18 protein-coding genes are annotated in these 18,583 nt (G+C 66.8%); 7 read left to right on the top strand and 11 right to left on the bottom strand.

Going from position 1 to position 18,583, the window contains the following annotated elements:
* Positions 1-2: 2 nt before the first annotated feature.
* On the top strand, positions 3-1,430 hold the full coding sequence (gene puuE / locus QX051_RS06930) for an allantoinase PuuE (protein ID WP_315775566.1): 1,428 nt from the start codon (positions 3-5) through the stop codon (positions 1,428-1,430).
* Here puuE and QX051_RS06925 read toward each other — a convergent pair.
* Together QX051_RS06925 and QX051_RS06920 are read right to left on the bottom strand one after the other, a co-directional pair.
* The gene (locus tag QX051_RS06925) at positions 1,421-2,773 is read right to left on the bottom strand and encodes an amidase (protein ID WP_315775565.1); all 1,353 of its coding nucleotides are present in this window, start codon (positions 2,771-2,773) and stop codon (positions 1,421-1,423) included. The genes puuE and QX051_RS06925 overlap by 10 nt on opposite strands.
* Entirely contained in the window at positions 2,760-3,953 is a 1,194-nt protein-coding gene (locus QX051_RS06920; protein ID WP_315775564.1) for an MFS transporter, read from the bottom strand. Before QX051_RS06920 ends, QX051_RS06925 begins: the two co-directional genes overlap by 14 nt.
* A gap of 29 nt (positions 3,954-3,982) precedes the next feature.
* Between QX051_RS06920 and QX051_RS06915 the strand changes: the two genes are divergently transcribed.
* The gene (locus QX051_RS06915) at positions 3,983-4,324 is read left to right on the top strand and encodes a hydroxyisourate hydrolase (protein ID WP_315772685.1); all 342 of its coding nucleotides are present in this window, start codon (positions 3,983-3,985) and stop codon (positions 4,322-4,324) included.
* Positions 4,325-4,521: 197 nt separating this feature from the next.
* Here QX051_RS06915 and QX051_RS06910 read toward each other — a convergent pair whose 3' ends face one another.
* The 6 genes from QX051_RS06910 to QX051_RS06885 form a co-directional block, all read right to left on the bottom strand.
* Positions 4,522-5,337 (bottom strand): ABC transporter permease, encoded by an 816-nt coding sequence (locus QX051_RS06910; protein ID WP_315775563.1) that lies wholly within the window; start codon positions 5,335-5,337, stop codon positions 4,522-4,524.
* Complete coding sequence (locus tag QX051_RS06905) at positions 5,334-6,203, bottom strand: ABC transporter permease (RefSeq protein WP_315775562.1); 870 nt, start codon at positions 6,201-6,203, stop codon at positions 5,334-5,336. The genes QX051_RS06910 and QX051_RS06905 overlap by 4 nt, the downstream gene beginning before the upstream one ends.
* A gap of 2 nt (positions 6,204-6,205) precedes the next feature.
* A complete protein-coding gene (locus tag QX051_RS06900) occupies positions 6,206-7,252 on the bottom strand; it encodes an ABC transporter substrate-binding protein (protein ID WP_315772671.1) in 1,047 nt (348 codons plus the stop codon).
* Positions 7,253-7,277: 25 nt separating this feature from the next.
* A complete protein-coding gene (locus QX051_RS06895; protein WP_315734869.1) occupies positions 7,278-8,363 on the bottom strand; it encodes an ABC transporter ATP-binding protein in 1,086 nt (361 codons plus the stop codon).
* A 228-nt stretch (positions 8,364-8,591) separates the two neighbouring features.
* A complete protein-coding gene (locus QX051_RS06890; RefSeq protein WP_315775561.1) occupies positions 8,592-9,341 on the bottom strand; it encodes an aspartate/glutamate racemase family protein in 750 nt (249 codons plus the stop codon).
* A gap of 104 nt (positions 9,342-9,445) precedes the next feature.
* Positions 9,446-10,921 carry an amidase gene (locus QX051_RS06885; protein WP_315753663.1) on the bottom strand — a complete coding sequence of 492 codons (1,476 nt, stop codon included), beginning with the start codon at positions 10,919-10,921 and terminating at the stop codon, positions 9,446-9,448.
* A gap of 282 nt (positions 10,922-11,203) precedes the next feature.
* On the opposite strand from QX051_RS06885, the gene QX051_RS06880 reads away from it, so the two are divergent.
* The gene (locus QX051_RS06880; protein ID WP_315772663.1) at positions 11,204-11,791 is read left to right on the top strand and encodes a LysE family transporter; all 588 of its coding nucleotides are present in this window, start codon (positions 11,204-11,206) and stop codon (positions 11,789-11,791) included.
* A 111-nt stretch (positions 11,792-11,902) separates the two neighbouring features.
* On the opposite strand, the gene QX051_RS06875 is transcribed toward QX051_RS06880, so the two are convergent.
* Positions 11,903-12,466 (bottom strand): hypothetical protein, encoded by a 564-nt coding sequence (locus QX051_RS06875; protein WP_315734861.1) that lies wholly within the window; start codon positions 12,464-12,466, stop codon positions 11,903-11,905.
* Positions 12,467-12,825: 359 nt separating this feature from the next.
* Here QX051_RS06875 and QX051_RS06870 point away from each other — a divergent pair, with 359 nt between their 5' ends.
* A complete protein-coding gene (locus QX051_RS06870; protein ID WP_315775560.1) occupies positions 12,826-13,221 on the top strand; it encodes a GFA family protein in 396 nt (131 codons plus the stop codon).
* A gap of 938 nt (positions 13,222-14,159) precedes the next feature.
* Positions 14,160-15,416: an aminopeptidase gene (locus QX051_RS06865; RefSeq protein WP_315734857.1), complete on the top strand. Its 1,257-nt coding sequence runs from the start codon at positions 14,160-14,162 to the stop codon at positions 15,414-15,416.
* A gap of 87 nt (positions 15,417-15,503) precedes the next feature.
* On the opposite strand, the gene QX051_RS06860 is transcribed toward QX051_RS06865, so the two are convergent.
* Positions 15,504-15,968, bottom strand: coding sequence for a DUF4399 domain-containing protein (locus QX051_RS06860; protein ID WP_315734855.1), 465 nt, complete (start codon positions 15,966-15,968; stop codon positions 15,504-15,506).
* Positions 15,969-16,295: 327 nt separating this feature from the next.
* Between QX051_RS06860 and QX051_RS06855 the strand changes: the two genes are divergently transcribed.
* Positions 16,296-16,748 (top strand): cupin domain-containing protein, encoded by a 453-nt coding sequence (locus QX051_RS06855; protein ID WP_315734852.1) that lies wholly within the window; start codon positions 16,296-16,298, stop codon positions 16,746-16,748.
* Here the strand turns inward: QX051_RS06855 and QX051_RS06850 are convergent.
* Positions 16,745-17,563, bottom strand: coding sequence for an MBL fold metallo-hydrolase (locus tag QX051_RS06850; RefSeq protein WP_315775559.1), 819 nt, complete (start codon positions 17,561-17,563; stop codon positions 16,745-16,747). The genes QX051_RS06855 and QX051_RS06850 overlap by 4 nt on opposite strands.
* A 110-nt stretch (positions 17,564-17,673) precedes the next feature.
* On the opposite strand from QX051_RS06850, the gene QX051_RS06845 reads away from it, so the two are divergent.
* Positions 17,674-18,579 carry an alpha/beta hydrolase gene (locus QX051_RS06845; protein WP_315775558.1) on the top strand — a complete coding sequence of 302 codons (906 nt, stop codon included), beginning with the start codon at positions 17,674-17,676 and terminating at the stop codon, positions 18,577-18,579.
* Positions 18,580-18,583: the final 4 nt, after the last annotated feature.

Raw genomic sequence — 18,583 nt, 5'->3', positions numbered from 1 at the left:
GGATGAGTGCTGACGTCTATCCCCGCGACATGGTCGGCTACGGCCGCACGCCGCCGCATCCGCGCTGGCCGGGCGATGCCCGCGTCGCCGTGCAGTTCGTGATCAACTACGAGGAGGGCGGCGAGAACAACATCCTCCACGGTGACGCCGCCTCCGAAGCCTTCCTGTCCGAGATCGTCGGCGCCCAGCCCTGGCCGGGCCAGCGCCACATGAACATGGAGTCGATCTACGAGTTCGGCTCGCGCGCCGGCTTCTGGCGGTTGTGGCGGATGTTCACCGCGCGCAAGCTGCCGGTGACGGTGTTCGCGATCGCCACCGCGATGGCCCGCAATCCAGACGCCGTGGCCGCGATGAAGGAAGCCGGCTGGGAGATCGCCTCCCACGGCCTGAAATGGATCGACTACCGCGATGTCCCCGAGGCCGACGAGCGCGCCGATATCGAGGAGGCGATCCGGCTCCATACCGAGCTGACGGGCGAGCGGCCGCTCGGCTTCTACCAGGGCCGCACGTCGGAGCGCACGCTCGACATCGTGTTGAATGAGCAGGGCTTCGTCTACAGCGCCGATTCCTATGCCGACGAATTGCCGTACTGGATCTCGGGGCCGCACGGCCCGCAACTGATCGTGCCCTATACGCTCGATGCCAACGACATGCGCTTCGCCACCCCGCAGGGCTTCAATTCCGGCGACCAGTTCTTCGCCTATCTGAAGGACAGTTTTGATACGCTCTACGCAGAGGGGGCGGAGAGCCCGCGCATGATGTCGGTCGGGTTGCACTGCCGGCTGGTCGGCCGCCCCGGGCGCGCGGCCGCGCTGGCGCGCTTCCTTGACTATATCACGGGTCATGACAAGGTCTGGGTCGCGACCCGGCTCGACATCGCCCGGCACTGGATCCGGACGCATCCGCCGGCCGGCGCATGGCGGCCGTCGCAGATGTCGCGCGTGCTGTTCGTCGAGCGCTATGGCGACATCTTCGAGCACTCCCCGGAGATTGCCGACCGCGCCTATCGCGCCGGCCTGTCCGCCTTCGACGACGCCGCGGATGCGCTGCATACGACGCTCATGAACGTCGTTCGCGCCATGAGCCGCGACGAGAAGCTGAAGCTGATCCGCGCCCATCCGGAGCTCGCCGGCCGCGAGGCGCTGGCGGGTGAGATGACGAACGATTCGATCGGCGAGCAGGGTCGGCTCGGCTTCACCTCGCTGTCGCGCTCCGAGTTCGAGCGCGTCGCCGACATCAACCGCCGCTATCGCGACAAGTTCGGCATGCCGCTGATCGTCGCTCTGGCGCTGCACGCCGACCGCCCCTCGGTCATCGCCGAGATGGAGCGTCGCATCGGCAGCGACCCGGACACCGAGATCGCCAACGCCATCGACCAGATCGGTCACATCACCCGGGCCCGGCTGGCGAAGAAGTTCGATCAGGACTGAGCGAGGATCCGCTCTGCGTCGGCAGCGACATCGAGCAGCAGGCGGTCGCGGCCGCGGGCCGCGATGAGTTGCAGACCGAATGGCAGTCCGTGAACGTTGGTGCCGCAGGGGATCGAGATCGCCGGCACGCCGGCGTGATTGGCGTAAGGCGTGAACACCGCATGCGCGCGCGGGCTCACCGGCTTGCCGCCGATCTTGGATGGGCCGAGCTGCGTGAATGGCCAGGCGACGCAGGGCACGGTCGGCGCCAGCAGCACGTCGGCCTGCGTGAAGAAGCTTGCGAAGGCCCGCGCGATCTGCGCGCTTGCCTCGAGCGCACGCGCGACATCGGCGCCGCTCAGGCCGAGCCCGCGCTCGATCTGCTTGGCGATATCTGGATCGAATTGCGCCGGATCATTGTGGAAGGCGTCGCCGTAGAGCGCGGCCAGCCCGGCATGCTGGAGCGGCATCACCGCGTCCTCGGCAAGGCCCGCCGGCCAGACGGGATACTTGTCGACAATCGGCATGCCGCCGGCGCGGAGGCGGTCGACCGCCCGCTGCAGGCCAGCGCTGATGTCGCCATCGACCGCGACGTCCAGCCCGAGCCGCGGCGAGAACGCCACGCGCAGCGGCGTTGCATGATCCGCCGCGGCCACATCGAACGTATCAGGATCGCGCGGCTCGGCGCCGGCCATGATCTCGAACGCAAGCCTGGCATCGCCGACATCGGCCGCAATTGGCGCAATCACCGAGATGCGCCAGAATGGCTCGGGGAATCCCGGCCCGTAGGGAATGGCACCGAACGACGGCTTGAAGCCGACCACGCCGACATGGGCCGGCGGCCGGCGGCTCGAGCCGCCGGCATCGGTGCCGATCGCGAGCGGCACGAGCCCAGCCGCCACCGCAACGGCGGGACCGCCCGACGAGCCGCCGGGCGTGAGCTGCCGGTCCTGCGGATGAACAGTCGGTCCGAACAGCTGCGAGGTCGTCACGCCCTTGCAGGCGAACTCGGAGGTTGCGCCGACGCCAACGATCACGGCGCCAGCGCGGCGCAGCCGCGCGATCGCGATCGCATCCTCGGGCGCGATGAAATCAGCGAACAGCCGCGAGCCCTGCGTGATGCGCCAGCCGCCGACCCAGATATTGTCCTTGACCACGATCGGCACGCCGGCGAGCGGCATTGCTTCGCCGGCGGCCACGCGCGCATCGACGGCATCGGCCTCGGCGCACGTTCGCGCCGGATCTGTCGTGACGACGGCGTTGAGGTCACGGGCCGCGGCGATGCGCGCCAGTGCCTGCTCGGCCATCTCTCTGGCGGTGCTTTGCCGCGCCATGACGGCGCGTGCGATGTCACTTGCGCGCATGGGATCGCTCCATCAGCAGCACGGCCGCGCCCGCGGCCGCCGTCAATCCGAGTGCGACGAAGCTGCCGCCGAGTCCCACGCGGGGCGTCAGCAAGGCGACGAGCAGCGGCGCGGCGACGAGGCCGAGAAACGAGGCGGTGAGCACCGCACCGGTCGCCTCGGCGACGCGTCCGGGCTTGGCGAGATTGGCGATCTCGGCGATGAACACGCCGTTCCAGCCGCTCGCCGTCAGCCCGAACACGATCGTGAGCAGGACCAGGATCGACCGGCTCAGCAGCGGCCCCCAGAGACCGAGCAGCAGCGCGCAGACCGCCATGCCGACGCCCGCCATCACCAGCACGGCCCGCGCCGAGCGCAGCCGCGTCGCGACCACGCCCCAGCCCAGCCGTCCCATCAGGCCGGCGCCTTGCGCCGAGGCCAGCACCCAGCCGGCCTCGACATGGCTGAGCCCGAGCTCCGCCGTGCCGAAGCTGACGAAGCAGGTGTTGAGGATGACCTGCATGCCACTGAACGGAATCGAGGCGACCGCGAGCGCGGCCATGCGGCGGTCGGCGCTGATCAGTCGCAGCCGATCGGACAGGCCGAGCCGCGGCATGGCCGGCGGCGTGATCGCATAGGCCGGCCGCAGACGCTCGAAGCCGGCGAAGGCGATGGCGGCGCAGACGATCACGGCGGCATAGGCGGAGCTCGGTGCCAGCAGCACGGCGATCGGCGGCAGCAGCAGCGAGCCGACGACGGCGCCGATCTGGCTGCCGGTCTGCCGGATCGAAAACACCATCGCGCGCTTCTCGGCCGGTACGAGACGTCCGAGCAGCTCTGAGCTTGCCGGTGTCTCCGGTCCGACCGCGAGCCCCAGCATCAGCCCGGCGCCGAGCAGGGCCCATCCACCCTCGAACAGGGCCAGCGACATGCCGGCGCAGACGGCGACCGCGCACAGCGCTGCGACGCGCAGCGAGCCGACGCGTTGGACCAGCGTGCCGCCCCAGAACGAGGAGACGAGGCTGATGGTGAAGGCCGCGGTGGAAAACAGCGACAGCTGCTCGATGCCGAGGCCGGCGCGCGGTGCGACGACGCCCGGCGCGAACAGCGCCAGCGACACCAGGGCCTGCAGCGCGGTCATCGCAGCGATCGCAGGCCACAGCGGCGCCGCTGGTGCTGACACTTGCTTCGCGGCTATCATGCCGCGACAACCTGATGGCGGAGCACGAAATGGCCGGTGGAATCTCGGTTCATGCGGTTGACGTGGCGAACGGGCGCCCCGCGCGTGGCCTGCGCGTCGCGATCTGGCGCGTGACGCCCGATCGCACGCTGCTCGCGGAGGGACAGCTCGGCGCCGACGGCACCTTGCAGGCGCCGGTCGTCAAGGGCGACGGCGTTATCGCCGGCGAGTATGAGGTGCTGTTTCATGTCGGCGAGTTCTTCGGGGTTGGCGCTCAGACGAAATTCCTCACCACAGTGCCGTTTCGCTTCGCGATCGACAAGGTCGAGGAGCACTTTCACCTGCCGCTGAAATTCACCCCCTGGGGCTATTCGATCTTCCGTGGCGCTTAGAGCGTGTGGCCGTCCTTCGAGACGCCCGCCTGCGGCGGGCTCGTCGCAGCGAGTGGATGAATCCTACTACGCCATGACCACCGTCATTCCGGGTTCAATCGTCAACGCGCCGCCGCTTCGCGCCGTCGCATTGGTGATTGCCCCGGAATGACGGCCAAATCGCAACTATTCAGCTCCTTGCGACGCTGTCGGATTGATCAGCCCGTCAGCCGCTTCGACAGGCCGGTGGCGCGCTCCATGATCGCCATCAGCGCGATAGTGCCAATGATCAGCACGCTCGACAGCGCGGCGATGGTGACGTCGAGCCTGCCTTCGAGGTCCTGCCACATCCGGATCGGCAGCATGTCGGTGGCGGCATCGCGCAGGAACAGCGACACCGGCACGTTGTCGAACGACGACATGAAGGCGATGAACGCACCGGAGATGATGCCGGGGCGGATCAGCGGCAGCACGATGCGGCGGAAAGTATAGAGCCTGCTGGCGCCGAGGATCGCCGAGCTTTCGAGCAGGGTCGGCTCGAGCTGCGCCAGCGCGGCAACGGTGTTACGCACGACATAGGGCACGCAGACGATGGTGTGGCCGATCACCAGCGTCAGCAGCGACACCGGCAGGCCGATCAGCGAGAAGAACATCAGCGCCGCCAGGCCGAAGGCGAGTGCCGGCAGTACCAGCGGCGACATGAACAACGAGTCCAGGAGCTTCGCCGTGAGCGTCTTCGAGCGCGAGATCGCCAGTGCCGCGGCGACCCCGAGCACGACCGACAGGCCCGTCGACCACAGTGCGACGACGACGCTGTTGCGTGCTGCGAACTGCAGCTGCCAAGCGTTCCACAATTCGACATACCATCGCGTCGAATAGCCCGGTGGCGGGAATTTCAGCGAGAAGCCCGAGGTGAACGAGACGATCACCACGACCAGCGACGGCGACACGATCAGGATGAGCGCCAGCACGGCGATGACCGTCATCACGATCTGGAAGCTCAGCGCTTCCCAGTTCCGCTGCCGGCCGCTCATCGCGCGTCTCCGTAGCCGCGAGCACGGCGGCCGAGTGTCGAGAACAGCGCGACGATCGCCAGCACCGCGAACAGGAAGATGATCGAGATCGCCGCGGCGAACGGCCAGTTCTGCAGGGTCGAGGCCTGCTGGTAGAGATACATCGGCATGAACAGCATCTGCCCGCCGCCGACCAGGGACTGCGTGATGAAGGCGGTGATCGCAGCCGCATAGGTCAGGGTGCAGCCGGCGATGATGCCGGGCATCGACAGCGGCAGCATCACCTTGACGAAGGTGCGCCAGCTTCCGGCGCCGAGTGAGGCCGAGGCGTCGGAAAGATTGGGATCGATGCGGCCGATCGCGGTGATCAGTGGCAGCACCATCAGCGGCATCTGCACCTGCGCCAGCGCCGCGATCAGTCCGCCCTGGGTGTAGATCATGCGCAGCGGCGTGCCGATCAGGCCGAGCGATTGCAGCACGGAGTTGATGATGCCCTGCCGCCCGAGGATCACGATCCAGGCAAAGGTGCGGACGACGACGCTGGTGAGCAGGGGCAGCAGCACGATCATGATGATCAGGGTCTGCATCCGGCTGCCGGAGCGCTGGTACAGCCAGGCAATGGGATAGCCGAGCACGAGGCAGGCGAGCGTCACCTCGGCGCCGAGCAGCAAGGTCGAGCCGAGCACGGCGAGGCTGAAGGGATCGGTCAGGAACTTGATGTACTGGCCGAGCCCCCACACCGTCGCGGCGGTGTCGTTGTGCAGCGAGAGATAGAGCAGTTGCGCCAACGGCAGCACGAAGAAGATCGCGAACGCAGCAGCGAGGGGCAGCGCAAGCCCCAGGCTGAAGCTGGTCACGTCTCCCGGTGCGGTCGTGGCGCTCTTCATGGCTAGATCTTGATGTCGCGATTGAACTTCTCGATCCAGGACGCGCGCTGCTCGTTGATCTTCTTCCAGTCCTGGAACACGAACTTCTTCTTCAGCTCCGCGGTGTCCTTGGCCAGCACCTTGGCGATCTCGCCGGTCATGGCCACCTTGGTGTTGGTCGGCACGATCAGATAGGGCGAGTTCATCAGCGTGGTCTGCACTTCCGGCGACAGCGCCGCCTCGATCAGCTTGAAGGCGAGCTCCTTGTTCGGCGAGTTCTTGACGATGTGGATCGTGGTCTTGAAGGCGATGGCGCCTTCCTTGGGCGCCACGAACTCGACCGGCACGCCACGCGCTTTCAGGATCTGGATGGCGTTGAAATTGCCGGGCGAGATGTCGATCTGGCCTTGCTGGAACAGGGTCGCCAGGGCGCCGGGATTGGCGGCGACCGCGGCGAGGTTCGGCTTCAGCTCCTCCAGCGCCTTGAAGCCCTCGTCGACATTGGCCTCGGAGCCGCCGCGCATGCGCGCGATCTCGACCAGCCAGCCGGTGCCGAGCGTCGAGTTCAGATTGGTGATGCCGACCTTGCCCTTGAACTCGGGCTTCCACAGGTCGGCCCAGGAAGTTGGCGGCGTCTTCACCGTCTCTGGATTGTAGGTGAGGCCGACGACCTGGAAGAACGGCGCCGGGCCCATCGCGTCCTGCGCTTCCGGAATCAGGTCCTTGAAGTACGCGCTCTTGTCGGCCGGGAACGGATCGACGAGATCCTGGCCGATCGCGACCAGCGCCGGACCCGGATCGTGCAGCATGACGTCGATCGGCGGATTGGCCTTGGCCGCATTGACCTTGGCGATCTGATCGACCGACAGCATCGGGTCGAGCACGATGGCGGCATCGGCATTGGCCTTGCGGAACGCCGGCACCAGGACCGCCTTGTGCGCCTCCTCCCAACTGCCGGTGAAGGTCGCGAACACCAGCGGCCGCGCCTGCGCGAGGCTCAGGCCCGGGAAGGCGTGCATGGCTCCCAGCGTCAAGGCGCTGGTCAGGAGCCGGCGGCGATCAAGCATCATGTTTCACTCCGATGTGTCTGTTGGTCTATTGCGGGAAGACGGTGGCGAGGCCGGGTGCGATCGGTGCGACCCGCACCGGCGCGCCGGCATCGCGCAGTGGCGTGTCGCCGGTGCGGGCCTGCGAAATCTTGATGCTCGAGCCGTCGCTGGCCTTGATCTCATGGACCACGGTCGCGCCGAGCGGCAGCGCCATGCCGATCTCGCCGGCAAAGCCGGTGTCGTCGCTGACGAAGGTGAGATGCTCGGGACGCAGGCACACGGTGACCTTGTCTGAGGCACGTACCGGGGTGGGGGCGCGCGCGATGATCTCGCCGCCGGCCTCGAGGCCGACCTTGACGCTATCAGCGTCGGTCGCGATCACCGTCCCCTTCATCTTGTTCGCGGTGCCGACGAAGCTGTTCACGAACAGCGTCTGCGGCTGATCGTAGATCTCGGAGGGCGTGCCGAACTGCTCGAGATGACCATGGCTCAGAACGGCGACGCGGTCGGCCATCGACAGCGCCTCCTCCTGGTCGTGGGTCACGATCAAAGTTGTGATCCCGGCCATGCGCTGCAGCCGCTTGACCTCGATCTGCATGTCCAACCGCAAATTCTTGTCGAGCGCGGCGAACGGCTCGTCGAGCAGCAGGATCGACGGTTTGATCGCGAGCGCGCGAGCCAGGGCCACGCGCTGTTGCTGGCCGCCCGACAATTGCCGCGGCAGCCGCTCACCGAACGGGCCGAGCTGCACCATGTCGAGCAGCCGCTGCGCCTCCCTATTGCGCGTGGCCTTGTCGACGCCGCGCGCGGCGAGGCCGTAGCCGACATTCTCGGTGATCGAGAGATGCGGGAACAGCGCGTAGTTCTGGAACACGATGCCGACCGCGCGCCGGTTGGGCGGCAGCGCATCGACGACGTCGTTGCCGATGATGACGCGCCCCTCGCTCTGGCCGATGAAGCCGGCGATGATGCGCAGCAAGGTTGTCTTGCCGCAGCCGGACGGGCCGAGCAGGGCGATGATCTCGCCGCCTTTCACGTCGAGATTGATATCGGATACGGCCATCGTGCCGCTGGCGAAGCGGTGGGTGATCCGATCCAGAACGAGCGACTTGGCTTCCGATACGCTGGCCATGGGCTTCCTGCTCAACTGATATGAAAAAGCAAGAAGCGTGCCGCCTTTTCAGGCAACGAAGGCGGCTTGTGTACAGAAGAGGAAGTGGGGGTATGGGAGTATGACGGGGTTCGCCCGAGCTCGCAGCTAACAAGATCTGGCTCGCTCTCTCCCCACGTCATTCCGGGCTCGCGCCGACAGCGTCCCGGAATGACGTGGGGAGAGAGCGTTGCGACTCACACGGCCCAACTACCCGTCGCGATGCTCCAGCCGCGCCGCGAGCGCTTCCGTCAGGCCCGTCGTCGGCTTCGCGGCCGGGCGGCGGAAGGTGCCGGCGGTGGCCTTGCGCATCTTCAACGCCAGCAGTGCCTCGGCCTGCTTCACCGCGGCGATCACCTGATCGACCACGGGCACGGGAATGCGGTGCGCGACGCGGGCCGCGAGCCCGGAGAGCGGTGCGCCGGCGAAGATCAGCACGTCGGCCTCGTTCTCCTCCACCGCGCGCAGCGCCAGCTCGACCAGCAGCTCTTCCTTCTCGTGCTGCACGTCGGAGATCTGCTTGAAGCTGCCGTCGAGCATGCGGATGCCGGCGCAGCGCTCCATCAGGCCGTGCATGCGCACGCACTCCTCGTACCAGGGACCCAGCGCCTGCGCGAAGGTGACGATGGCGAAGCGGCGTCCGGCCATGCAGGCGGTCAGCATCGCCGCCTCGGCAAGCCCGATCACCGGCACGTCGAACAGCTCGCGGGCCGCGAACAGGCCGGGATCGCCGAATGCGGCGATGATCGCGGCGTCGAAGCTGCCGTTGCGCTCCGCCAGCATCTCCAGCGCGACGGCGCCGCCGATCTGCGCCTCCGCGCGGGTCGCGATATAGGGCACACCGCGCGGCGCGGTGCAGGGGATCAGGGTCGTGCCGGGCGCGGCGGCGTCGCGGCCGACCTGCAGCATCAGGTCGGTGATGTCGGAGCGGATGTTGGGATTGAGCAGCAGGATGTTCATCGGGCGCGCCTGATGGTCGGAAATGCAAGATTGCCGGAAATGCGAGCGCCTTGTCCACGCCCGGCGCAGCCGATCATGTCATCAGGATCAGGCGCGTGAGTCGCTCACTTGCTGGTCACATGCACGGCCGGCGTCGCGCCGCCGTTCCATTGACCGCCGATCGCGCGCTCGATCTGGGCCGCGAGCTGCAGCAGCAGGCCGTCGTCGGCCTGCTTGCCGATCGCCTGGATGCCGAGCGGCAGGCCGTGCTCATTGGTGGCGAGCGGCAGCGAGATCGCCGGGACGCCGCAGAGGTTGGCGAGGGGCGTGAAGGCGAAGTTGCGCCACAGATTCTCGAACCAGTCGAGCACGTCGGGATTGTCGCTGATGGTCAGGTATTCGGTGGTACCGATCTTCGGCGTCGGCAGTGCCGTGATCGGCGTCAGGATGATGTCCCAGTCCTCGAAGAACGCGCCGAAGGCGCGCGACGTCGTATTGAACACCGCCTGCATCGCCGCACGCTCGGCGAAGCTGGTGCCCTTGCCCGCTTCCCAGATCCGGATGTTGATCGGCTCGATCAGGTCGGCCGGCGGCCGCCCGAGCTTGCGCGCCGCGAGCAGGTTGTTGATGACGATCGCGAAGTTCGAGATGTAGCAGGTGGTCTGCGCCGCGAACGCCTGGCGGTAATCGACGTCGGGCAGCGCGTAGCCGATGTGGTGGCCGAGGCCCTCGAGGATTTTGCCCACACGCTCCAGCTCAGAAGCAATATGCGGCGTGGCGCGGTAGTCGCCCCATTGATGCGACAGCGCGATCCTGAGCTTGCCGGGATCGCGCTTGATCAACTCGACATAGGGCTCCGGCGTGGTCCAATACGGCATGAACTCGCCGGGCGCGCCGCCGCGGCAATGATCGACGAATGCCGCGGTGTCGCGCACGCTGCGCGACTGGCAGCCCTGGATCGAGACCAGGCCGCTTAGATCCGACAGATGCGGCGCGATCGAAAACACGCCGCGCGAGACCTTCAGCCCGATATTGCCGTTGACGCCGGCGGGAATGCGGATCGAGCCGCCGCCGTCGGTCGCATGGGCGATCGGCACGACGCCGGCGGCGACCATCGCCGCGCTGCCCGCCGACGAGCCGCAGGTCGTGTAGTCGGTATTCCACGGGTTGCGCGTGACGTAGACGGCCGGGTTCTCGGCCGAGCTGCAGACGCCGAACTCCGGCGTCGTGGTGCGGCCCATCAGATTGAGGCCGGCCTTGCGCATCTTCGCCGTCAGGTGCGTGTCGGCGGCGGGACGGTTGCCGCGCATGAACAGCGAGCCCTGCTCCTGCAGCCGTCCGGCCATCGTCGGCCCGAGATCCTTCATCAGGAACGGCAGGCCGGCGAAGGGGCCTGCGAGATCGGCGCCGGCCTTGCCCGGATCTTCCACGGCATCGGCGAAGACCTCGACCACGCCGGACAGCGCGGGATCGACTTTTGCGATTGCCTCGGCGGCCTGCCTTGCCAGCTCCGCCGCCGTCAGCTCGCCGCTGCGAACGCGCGCCGCCAGCGCCATGCCATCATGCCGGGCCCACTCGTCCCAGCTCATCGCCAACGTCATCTGTCTTCCGATCCTTGCGCGCCGACCATCGATGCTACGCGTTCGAACGGTGCGATGATCAGGCGCTGTTCCACTTCCGGCGCCGCGAACCTTAGTTTGCACGAGAGCCAAGTCAATCAGTCGCCCTGCATGCTGCCATACGATCCTATCATGCGGCGCGGCCGACCACCGTCCGCAATGAAGCCGACATACGAGCCGTTCCGGAAAACGGGACCGCAGCCCGCGGCGCCGGACGTTGACGCGCGTCAAGGCCAGCGCATGGCGCGCGTGCTTGATGCGGTCATGGATATCCTGACCTTCGGTGCGGCGGGCGCAGCGCTGCTCGTTACGCCCGGCCCAACGAATACGCTGCTCGCCACTGCCGGTGCGAGTCGTGGCGTGCGCGCCTCCGTTCATCTGCTGCTCGCCGAGCTTGCCGGCTATCTGCTCGCGATCGCGACGCTGCGCATCACGCTCGGTCCGCTCGTCGCGACCGCGCCGCTGGTCGGACAGGCTCTCCGTGTCGTGGTCGTGCTCTATCTGCTGCACCTCGCTGCCGCGCTCTGGCGCCACGGCAGCAGCAGCAGCGCAAGCGATGCGGCGCCGGTCACCCTGCGCGGCGTGTTCATCACGACGCTGTTCAATCCAAAGGCCATCATCTTCGCTTTCACCTTGCTGCCGCCGGAAGGCGATGCGGCGAGCCTATGGCCGTTCTTGGTCGTGCTCGGACTCTCGACTGCGACGATCGGAGGAGCCTGGATCGTGCTCGGCGCGACGCTGCGCTGCGGCCTCGGGCATGTCGTGCCGGCGTCGCTCGGCTATCGCTGCAGCGCTGCGGCCCTGGCGCTGCTGGCCTGTGTGATCCTGGCGCCCGCCCTTGGCGCGCTGTGAGCGGTTCCGCTTGTTACTGGTGCTGCCAGCGGACGCGCGCGCAGGCTAGACGACGCGGCCTGCAGCATTCGATCCGGATGCCGCAGGCCGCGTCGCGAAGCTATGAAGGACCTAGTTGAAGGCCATCGGCGCCGCGCTGGCCATCCAGCCGTCCGGCCGCGTGTTGCGGGCGAGCCGCTGGTAGCTCGGCGCACGGGCCTCGCGCGTGACACGAGCCGCCGCGCCGAACATCGCGGAACCGCCATTCGGGTTCACGATCGTGTAGCCGGCGATCGAGCGGGGATGTTCGCGGGTGACGTGGCCGCCGGAATTGCCGTCATGCACATACCAGATGTTGCCGGCGACCTGCTGCTGCAGGATCATGACGTGGCCGGACCGGACGGCAGCCATTCCCGGTGCGGGAGCTGCGCGCGGAAAGCGACGCCAGTTCGATGCGAGATTCAGCTCGGGAACGACCCGGCCGAACGTGTATAGCGACGCTTCGCAGCCGCAAAAGGCATGCGGACATCCCGATGGGCGGCCGCCGACGACGCGACCTTCGCCGGGAATCGAGGCCATCGCGTTCATGTAGGAGTGGTGACGGTGCGAGTAGTGATGATGATGGTGACGAGGACGCGCCTCGGCTTGAACGGAGAGAGCCAGCAATGCGGCGACGACAATAACAACGCGGTACATTCGGAGGACTCCTGTACGCTGTGAAATCCCCCTGCCGCGCGCCAATCAACGTCTAAACATGTCTTCAAGGTGACCGAATCACCCCTGAGCCATGCAAATGCGGGACGGCGCTGCCCGCTCAGACTGGTTCCAAATCATTCGGAATGATTGACTCTCGACGTCGAGGATGACTCACAACAAATGAATGTTCCGCTTTGGGAAGGTCAGACTACCGACTAACAGCGCGGCGACCGCAGCTGGCCTTCAGTCGTCCTGATAGCTGCAAGGATGCAATCAGGATAAGCAATCAGGACAAGTAACATCCTCCACGCGTGCGGCGCTCTTGGACATTCCATTCCAGACCACGACAGGAGATCGTCATGACCACGTTCCGCGGCAGCTGCCTCTGCGGCCAGGTCGGCTTCGAGGTCGACGGGCCGTTCGACAAATTCCTCAATTGCCATTGCTCGCGCTGTCGCAAGGCCAGCGGCACGGCGCACTCCTGTGAGGTCATCGTCAAGGCGTCGGCGCTGCGCTGGCTGCGCGGCGAGGCGAACGTCACGCGGTTCGACTTGCCCCGGGCGCGCAGTTTCGCCACCGCCTTCTGCAGCACTTGCGGCAGCCCGATGCCACATCTGACGCGCAGCGGCGGCGAGGCGATCATTCCCGCCGGAGGCTTCGATGAGCCGCTCGGCGCCGTTCCCGATCGCCACGTGCATTGGGCGTCCCGCGCCGACTGGTACGTCGATGGTGATGGGCTGCGCGCCGAGGACTGACGCGATCAAGAATGCCGCTCGTCGGGCGACTCATGCCCCTCACGCCGAGATCGGACAAGCCTGTCGAGGCGTCAGATACGCCCGATCGCCGCTGCGTCCGGAATCCGATTTCACGAGCAAGTTCAGGCTGATTTGGGCTGTCCAGTCCCGGCAGAAAAAATATCCCGCTTGGCAATTTCGGAAAATCATGATTGTTTGTCGCTGTCCCGCCTCATCGACGAGGGGCGCTGCGCGGTCGTCACGAAGCGTGGAGGTGGGATGTGATGGGCGGGCCGGTTTGCAGCGTGGTCATTCGCGCGGACGAACAACATCGGCTCGCACGGTCAAGTCGCGTGGTCCTGATACTCCGATGCCAGTATCAAGCCTGCGCCGGCGCCAACGGCGCCGCGTGGGTGACGGTGACCAGAAAGCCCGGCGCACCGGGGAGAATGCGAAGCAGCCGTTAAAGCCATCGCGCAGGGAGGGCCGGATCGTCCGGCTGGACCTGTGGTACCTGCCGCCTGCATTTTTTGAGCAGGCGGGCCACGGGCCTCAGTCGAGGTCCGGCCTTCCCTGCACCCTCGCTTTGGAGAGGGTGACTGCAAGAGCAATACTCGGACGCGAAAGCGGGTGCGAGGATGAGCTGCCACGCCGGCAAACTTCGTGGCCATCCCGCGCAGCGATGACGCAGTGATAAGGTGACAGGCCCACCGAATACTCCCGTGTCGTCCCCGCGAAAGCGGGAACCCATAAACACCGAAGCCTGCGCTGGACCGAGCTGGAGCCACAGCCGCGCATCATCACAGACGCCGCGGAGTATGGATCCCGGCGTTCGCCGGGAAGACAGCGGAGGATACGGCGAGCGATGACAACGCGGCACGGAAGCCCCTTTCCCATTGACCCCCTTCTCGATTGGCCTATCTCTTCAACACCGCAAAGAAACGGAACTGGATACCCTGATGACCGCACATCCGCGCAACTTCGATGCCGCCATCGATCCCGTCAAGCTCGACCGCCTGGCCGAGGTGGCGGTGAAGGTTGGCCTGCAATTGCAGCCGGGTCAGGATCTGCTGCTGACCGCGCCGTCGGTGGCGCTGCCGCTGGTGCGCAAGGTCGCCGAGCACGCCTACAAGGCCGGTGCGGGAATCGTGACCTCGTTCTTCTCCGACGAGGAGCTGACCCTGGCGCGCTACCGTTTCGGTCATGACAACAGCTTCGATCGCGCCGCCGACTGGCTCTACCAGGGCATGGCCAAGGCATTCTCTGAGAATACGGCGCGGCTCGCCATCGTCGGCGACAATCCGATGCTGCTGTCGGGACAGGATCCGGCCAAGGTGGCACGTGCCAGCAAGGCGAACTCCAAGGCCTACCAGCCGGCGCTGGAGAAGATCACCAATTTCGAGACCAACTGGAACATCATCGCCTATCCGAGCCCGTCCTGGGCCAAGCTGGTTTTCCCGGACGTGCCAGAGGAGGTCGCGGTGGCGAAGCTCGCCGATGCGATCTTCGCCGCGTCGCGCGTCGATCGCGAGGATGCCGTGTCCGCCTGGGAGCGCCACAACGCGGTGCTGCGCGAGCGCACCGGGTGGCTCAACGGCCAGCGCTTCAGCGCGCTGCATTACACCGGACCCGGCATGGACCTGACGATCGGTCTCGCCGACGACCACGAATGGGAGGGCGGCGCCTCGACCGCCAAGAACGGCATCACCTGCAATGCCAACATTCCGACCGAGGAAGTGTTCACGACGCCGCATTGCCGCCGTGTGTCGGGTCACGTCGTCAGCTCCAAGCCGCTGTCCTATCAGGGCACGCTGATCGACAACATCCAGGTCAGGTTCGAGGAGGGCCGCATCGTCGAGGCCAGGGCCTCGAAGGGCGAGGAGGTCCTGAACAAGGTGCTCGACACCGACGAGGGCGCGCGCCGGCTCGGCGAGGTCGCGCTGGTGCCGCACTCCTCGCCGATCTCCAAGAGCGGCCTGTTGTTCTACAACACGCTGTTCGACGAGAACGCCGCCTCGCACATCGCGCTCGGCCAGTGCTACTCGAAATGCTTCATCAACGGCACCTCGCTGTCGCCGGAGCAGATCGCCGCCCAGGGCGGCAACCGAAGCCTGATCCACATCGACTGGATGATCGGCGCGGCCGACACCGACATCGACGGCCTCCATGAAGATGGTCGTCGCGTGCCGGTGTTCCGCAAGGGCGAGTGGGCCTGACGCATGACGGGCCGGCGTCACGCGTGCACCGGCCCGAAACGAGCCGCGAGCGATGCTCGCGGCGGTGTCGTCGTCGGCCGAACGTGCCTACTGCTTGGCGCTGCCGGTGGTGGCCTGCACGTCGATCGTGATCCGCTCCGACATGACCGGCTTGTTGTGCGGGATGTGGCTCCAGTCGCCGAGCACGAGCTGCAAGGTGTGCTTGCCCGGCGTGAGATTGACCGAGGCTTCGGTCTGGCCCTTGCCGAAATGCACGTGGCCGGCATCGACCGGGATCGCCTCGTTGAGCGAGTCGCCCTCGAGAGCGGGCGCGTCGATCAGCAGGTGGTGGTGGCCGGTGTTGGGGGCCTCGGTGCCGGACGGGGCAACGCCCATGCCGGACAGGCCGAAGCGGATCAGGACCGGCGAGGAGACGGTGTCGCCGTCCTTCAGGTTGATGAAGTAGGCCTTGGCGTTGTCGGGGGCGGGCGTTTCGCCCGCCATGACGAGGCTGGCGGTTGCAAGGGTGGCGGCGGACAGCGTGAGGGCGAGTGCGAGGCTCAGTCGGCGCATCCTGGGAAATCCTTATCTCTGCGAAGGCGGCAAATCTTTAAAGGCGACGGCACAACTCAGGATGGGCAGGGCGACCAGCGGGAAGCCTGTCCGCATCTTGCAGTGCGGTCAAACAGTAGATCAGCAGGTTTGGCGAGGCCGCGAACAAATTGCGGCGTTCGCGTGGAGTTTATAGCGCTTGCGTGTTTGTGATGCGACGGCTGGTCGCGGCGATCGGTTCAAATCTTAACGACTTCGGAAAGCAGCCATTAGGTGCAATCGGCTACGGTCGCGGGCTCACGCCGCCGTTCAGCCGGTCATTTCAATCCGATGCATTTGAGGTCCAAGATGTCCCCGTCCTTGATCGAAACCGCCAATCTCGCCGTCGACCTGGCGCCCGCTCCGATCGAGCCGTCCTGGATCATCGAGGGCAGTCCGACCGCGACCTCCTGCACCATCGCGCGCAGCAGCGACGGGCTGGGCTCGACCATCGTCTGGCATTGCACCGAGGGCAAGTTCAACTGGTACTACGATTTCGACGAGACGATCCTGATCCTCGAAGGCGCGATCGTGCTGGAGAGCGAGGGCATGCCGGCGAAGCGCTATGGGCCGGGCGACGTGATCTTCTTCCGCGACGGCGCCCATGCCAAATGGCATGTCGAGGGCCACGTCAAGAAGCTCGCCTTCTGCCTGAAGACGCAGCCCTACCTGCTCGGCCTCGCGGTGCGCGTGATCAACAAGCTCAAGCGCATGTTCCTGACGCCGGAAGGCCGCCGCGGCACCAGCCTCGCGGGCGCTTAGACCCCGTCGAGGATGATCACGGTCGGGACCTGTGGCAGCAGCTCGCGCGACATCTTCAAGCTGCGCTCGGCGCGGCGGTCGATCTCGAACTGCTGGCCGATCTTGCGCATGAACTCGTCGAGCGGCGTCGCGAAGCGGTGCATCGGCAGCACCACGGAGGCGCGCAGCCGCTTGGTGATCTCCGAGATGCCGTCGAGCGACATCGTGTAGGTGCCGTCGATCGGCACCATCACCACGTCGAGCCGGCCGATCGCGGCGAAATGCGTCTCGTCCAGCTTGACGTGCAAATGGCCGAGATGGCCGATGCACAGGCCGGCGACCTCGAAGATGAAGATCGAGTTGCCGTCCTTGATCATGTCGGCGCCGATGGAATCGCTGAAATAGCGGCGGATGTCGGTGGTGATGTTGCGGATCAGCACGTCGCCGATCCGCTCGAAGATCTGGGCCGGCTTGCCGTCGTCGCCCCAGCCGCGCAGCACGTGCGGGATGCGCGGATCGGGCGCCAGCGTGTAGTGCGTCGAATGCGCCCGGTTCATGGTGATCACGTCGGGCAGCCGTCCGACCTGATAGGCGCCGCTGTAGTCGGTGGCGATGCGGATGCCCATCGGCGTGTCGATGAAGTAGGTCGAGTGGCCGGCATAGGTGATCGTCACCTCGTTGCCGGCCGCCGCCGTCCGGCGCAAGCTGACGGGCGTGGCGCGCGGCGGGGCGCTGGCCATCGCCAGGCACTCGCTGGTGCGCGGCCCCGATTGCGCCACAGCGGGCGATGCGAACGCGACCAGGACGGCAAGCAGCGAGACCAGCGGGCGCAGCATGGCGGTTCCTCTTCAACAGCGCGTGTGAGTGTAGCGAGGAATCCGGATCAGAACTATCCTCGGCGCGACGTCCGGCTGGACAGGGCGGCGCAACGTTGCGGGAGCATGGCATGACGGATCGGGTGTTGGGGCCGCTGCGGGAGATCGATGCAGGCGTGCTCCGCATCGCCTATTTCGAGAGCGGGCCGGCCGACGGCCCCGTCGTCATCCTGCTGCACGGCTATCCCTACGACATCCACTCCTACGTCGAGGTCGCGCCGCGCCTTGCAGCTCATGGCTGCCGCGTCATCGTCCCCTATGTGCGCGGCTATGGCCCGACGCGGTTCCGCGACGCATCGACGCCGCGCTCGGGGCAGCAGGCTGCGATTGGCGCCGACCTGATCGCGCTGATGGATGCGCTGGCGGCCCCGCGCGCGGTGTTCGCCGGCTATGATTGGGGGGGCCGCGCGGCTTGCGTCGGCGCGGCGCTGTGGCCCGAGCGCTGTACGGGCCTGGTCTCCGTGAACGGCTATCTGATCCAGGACATTGCGCGGGCATTGGAGCCGGCGCCGGTGCCGCGCGAGTTCGCGTTCTGGTATCAATGGTACTTCCAGACCGAGCGCGGCCGCGCCGGGCTTGCCGCCCACCGCGCCGAGATCGCCCGGCTGCTGTGGCAGCAATGGTCGCCGCACTGGCGCTTCGACGACGCGACCTTCGCGCGCGCGGCGGAGGCGTTCGACAATCCCGATCACGTCGACGTCGTGATCCACAGCTATCGCCATCGCTACGGGCTGGCCGATGGGGATCCGCGCTATCAGGGGCTGGAGCGGCGACTGGCGACCCTGCCCGTCATCACCGTGCCCACGATCACGCTCGATGGCGACGCCGACGGCGTGATCCCGGCAACGGACGGTCAGGCGCATGCTGCGAAGTTCAGCAACCGGATCGGCCATCGCGTGATCGCGCGGGCCGGCCACAATTTGCCGCAGGAAGAGCCGGCGGCGTTCGCCGCCGCCGTGATGGAGGTGCTGCGCTGAACGC

Source organism: Bradyrhizobium sp. SZCCHNR1053, assembly GCF_032381235.1.
Lineage (GTDB): Bacteria > Pseudomonadota > Alphaproteobacteria > Rhizobiales > Xanthobacteraceae > Bradyrhizobium.
The sequence above is the reverse complement of the archived record's forward strand: the minus strand, read 5'-3'. Positions and strand labels throughout refer to the sequence as shown.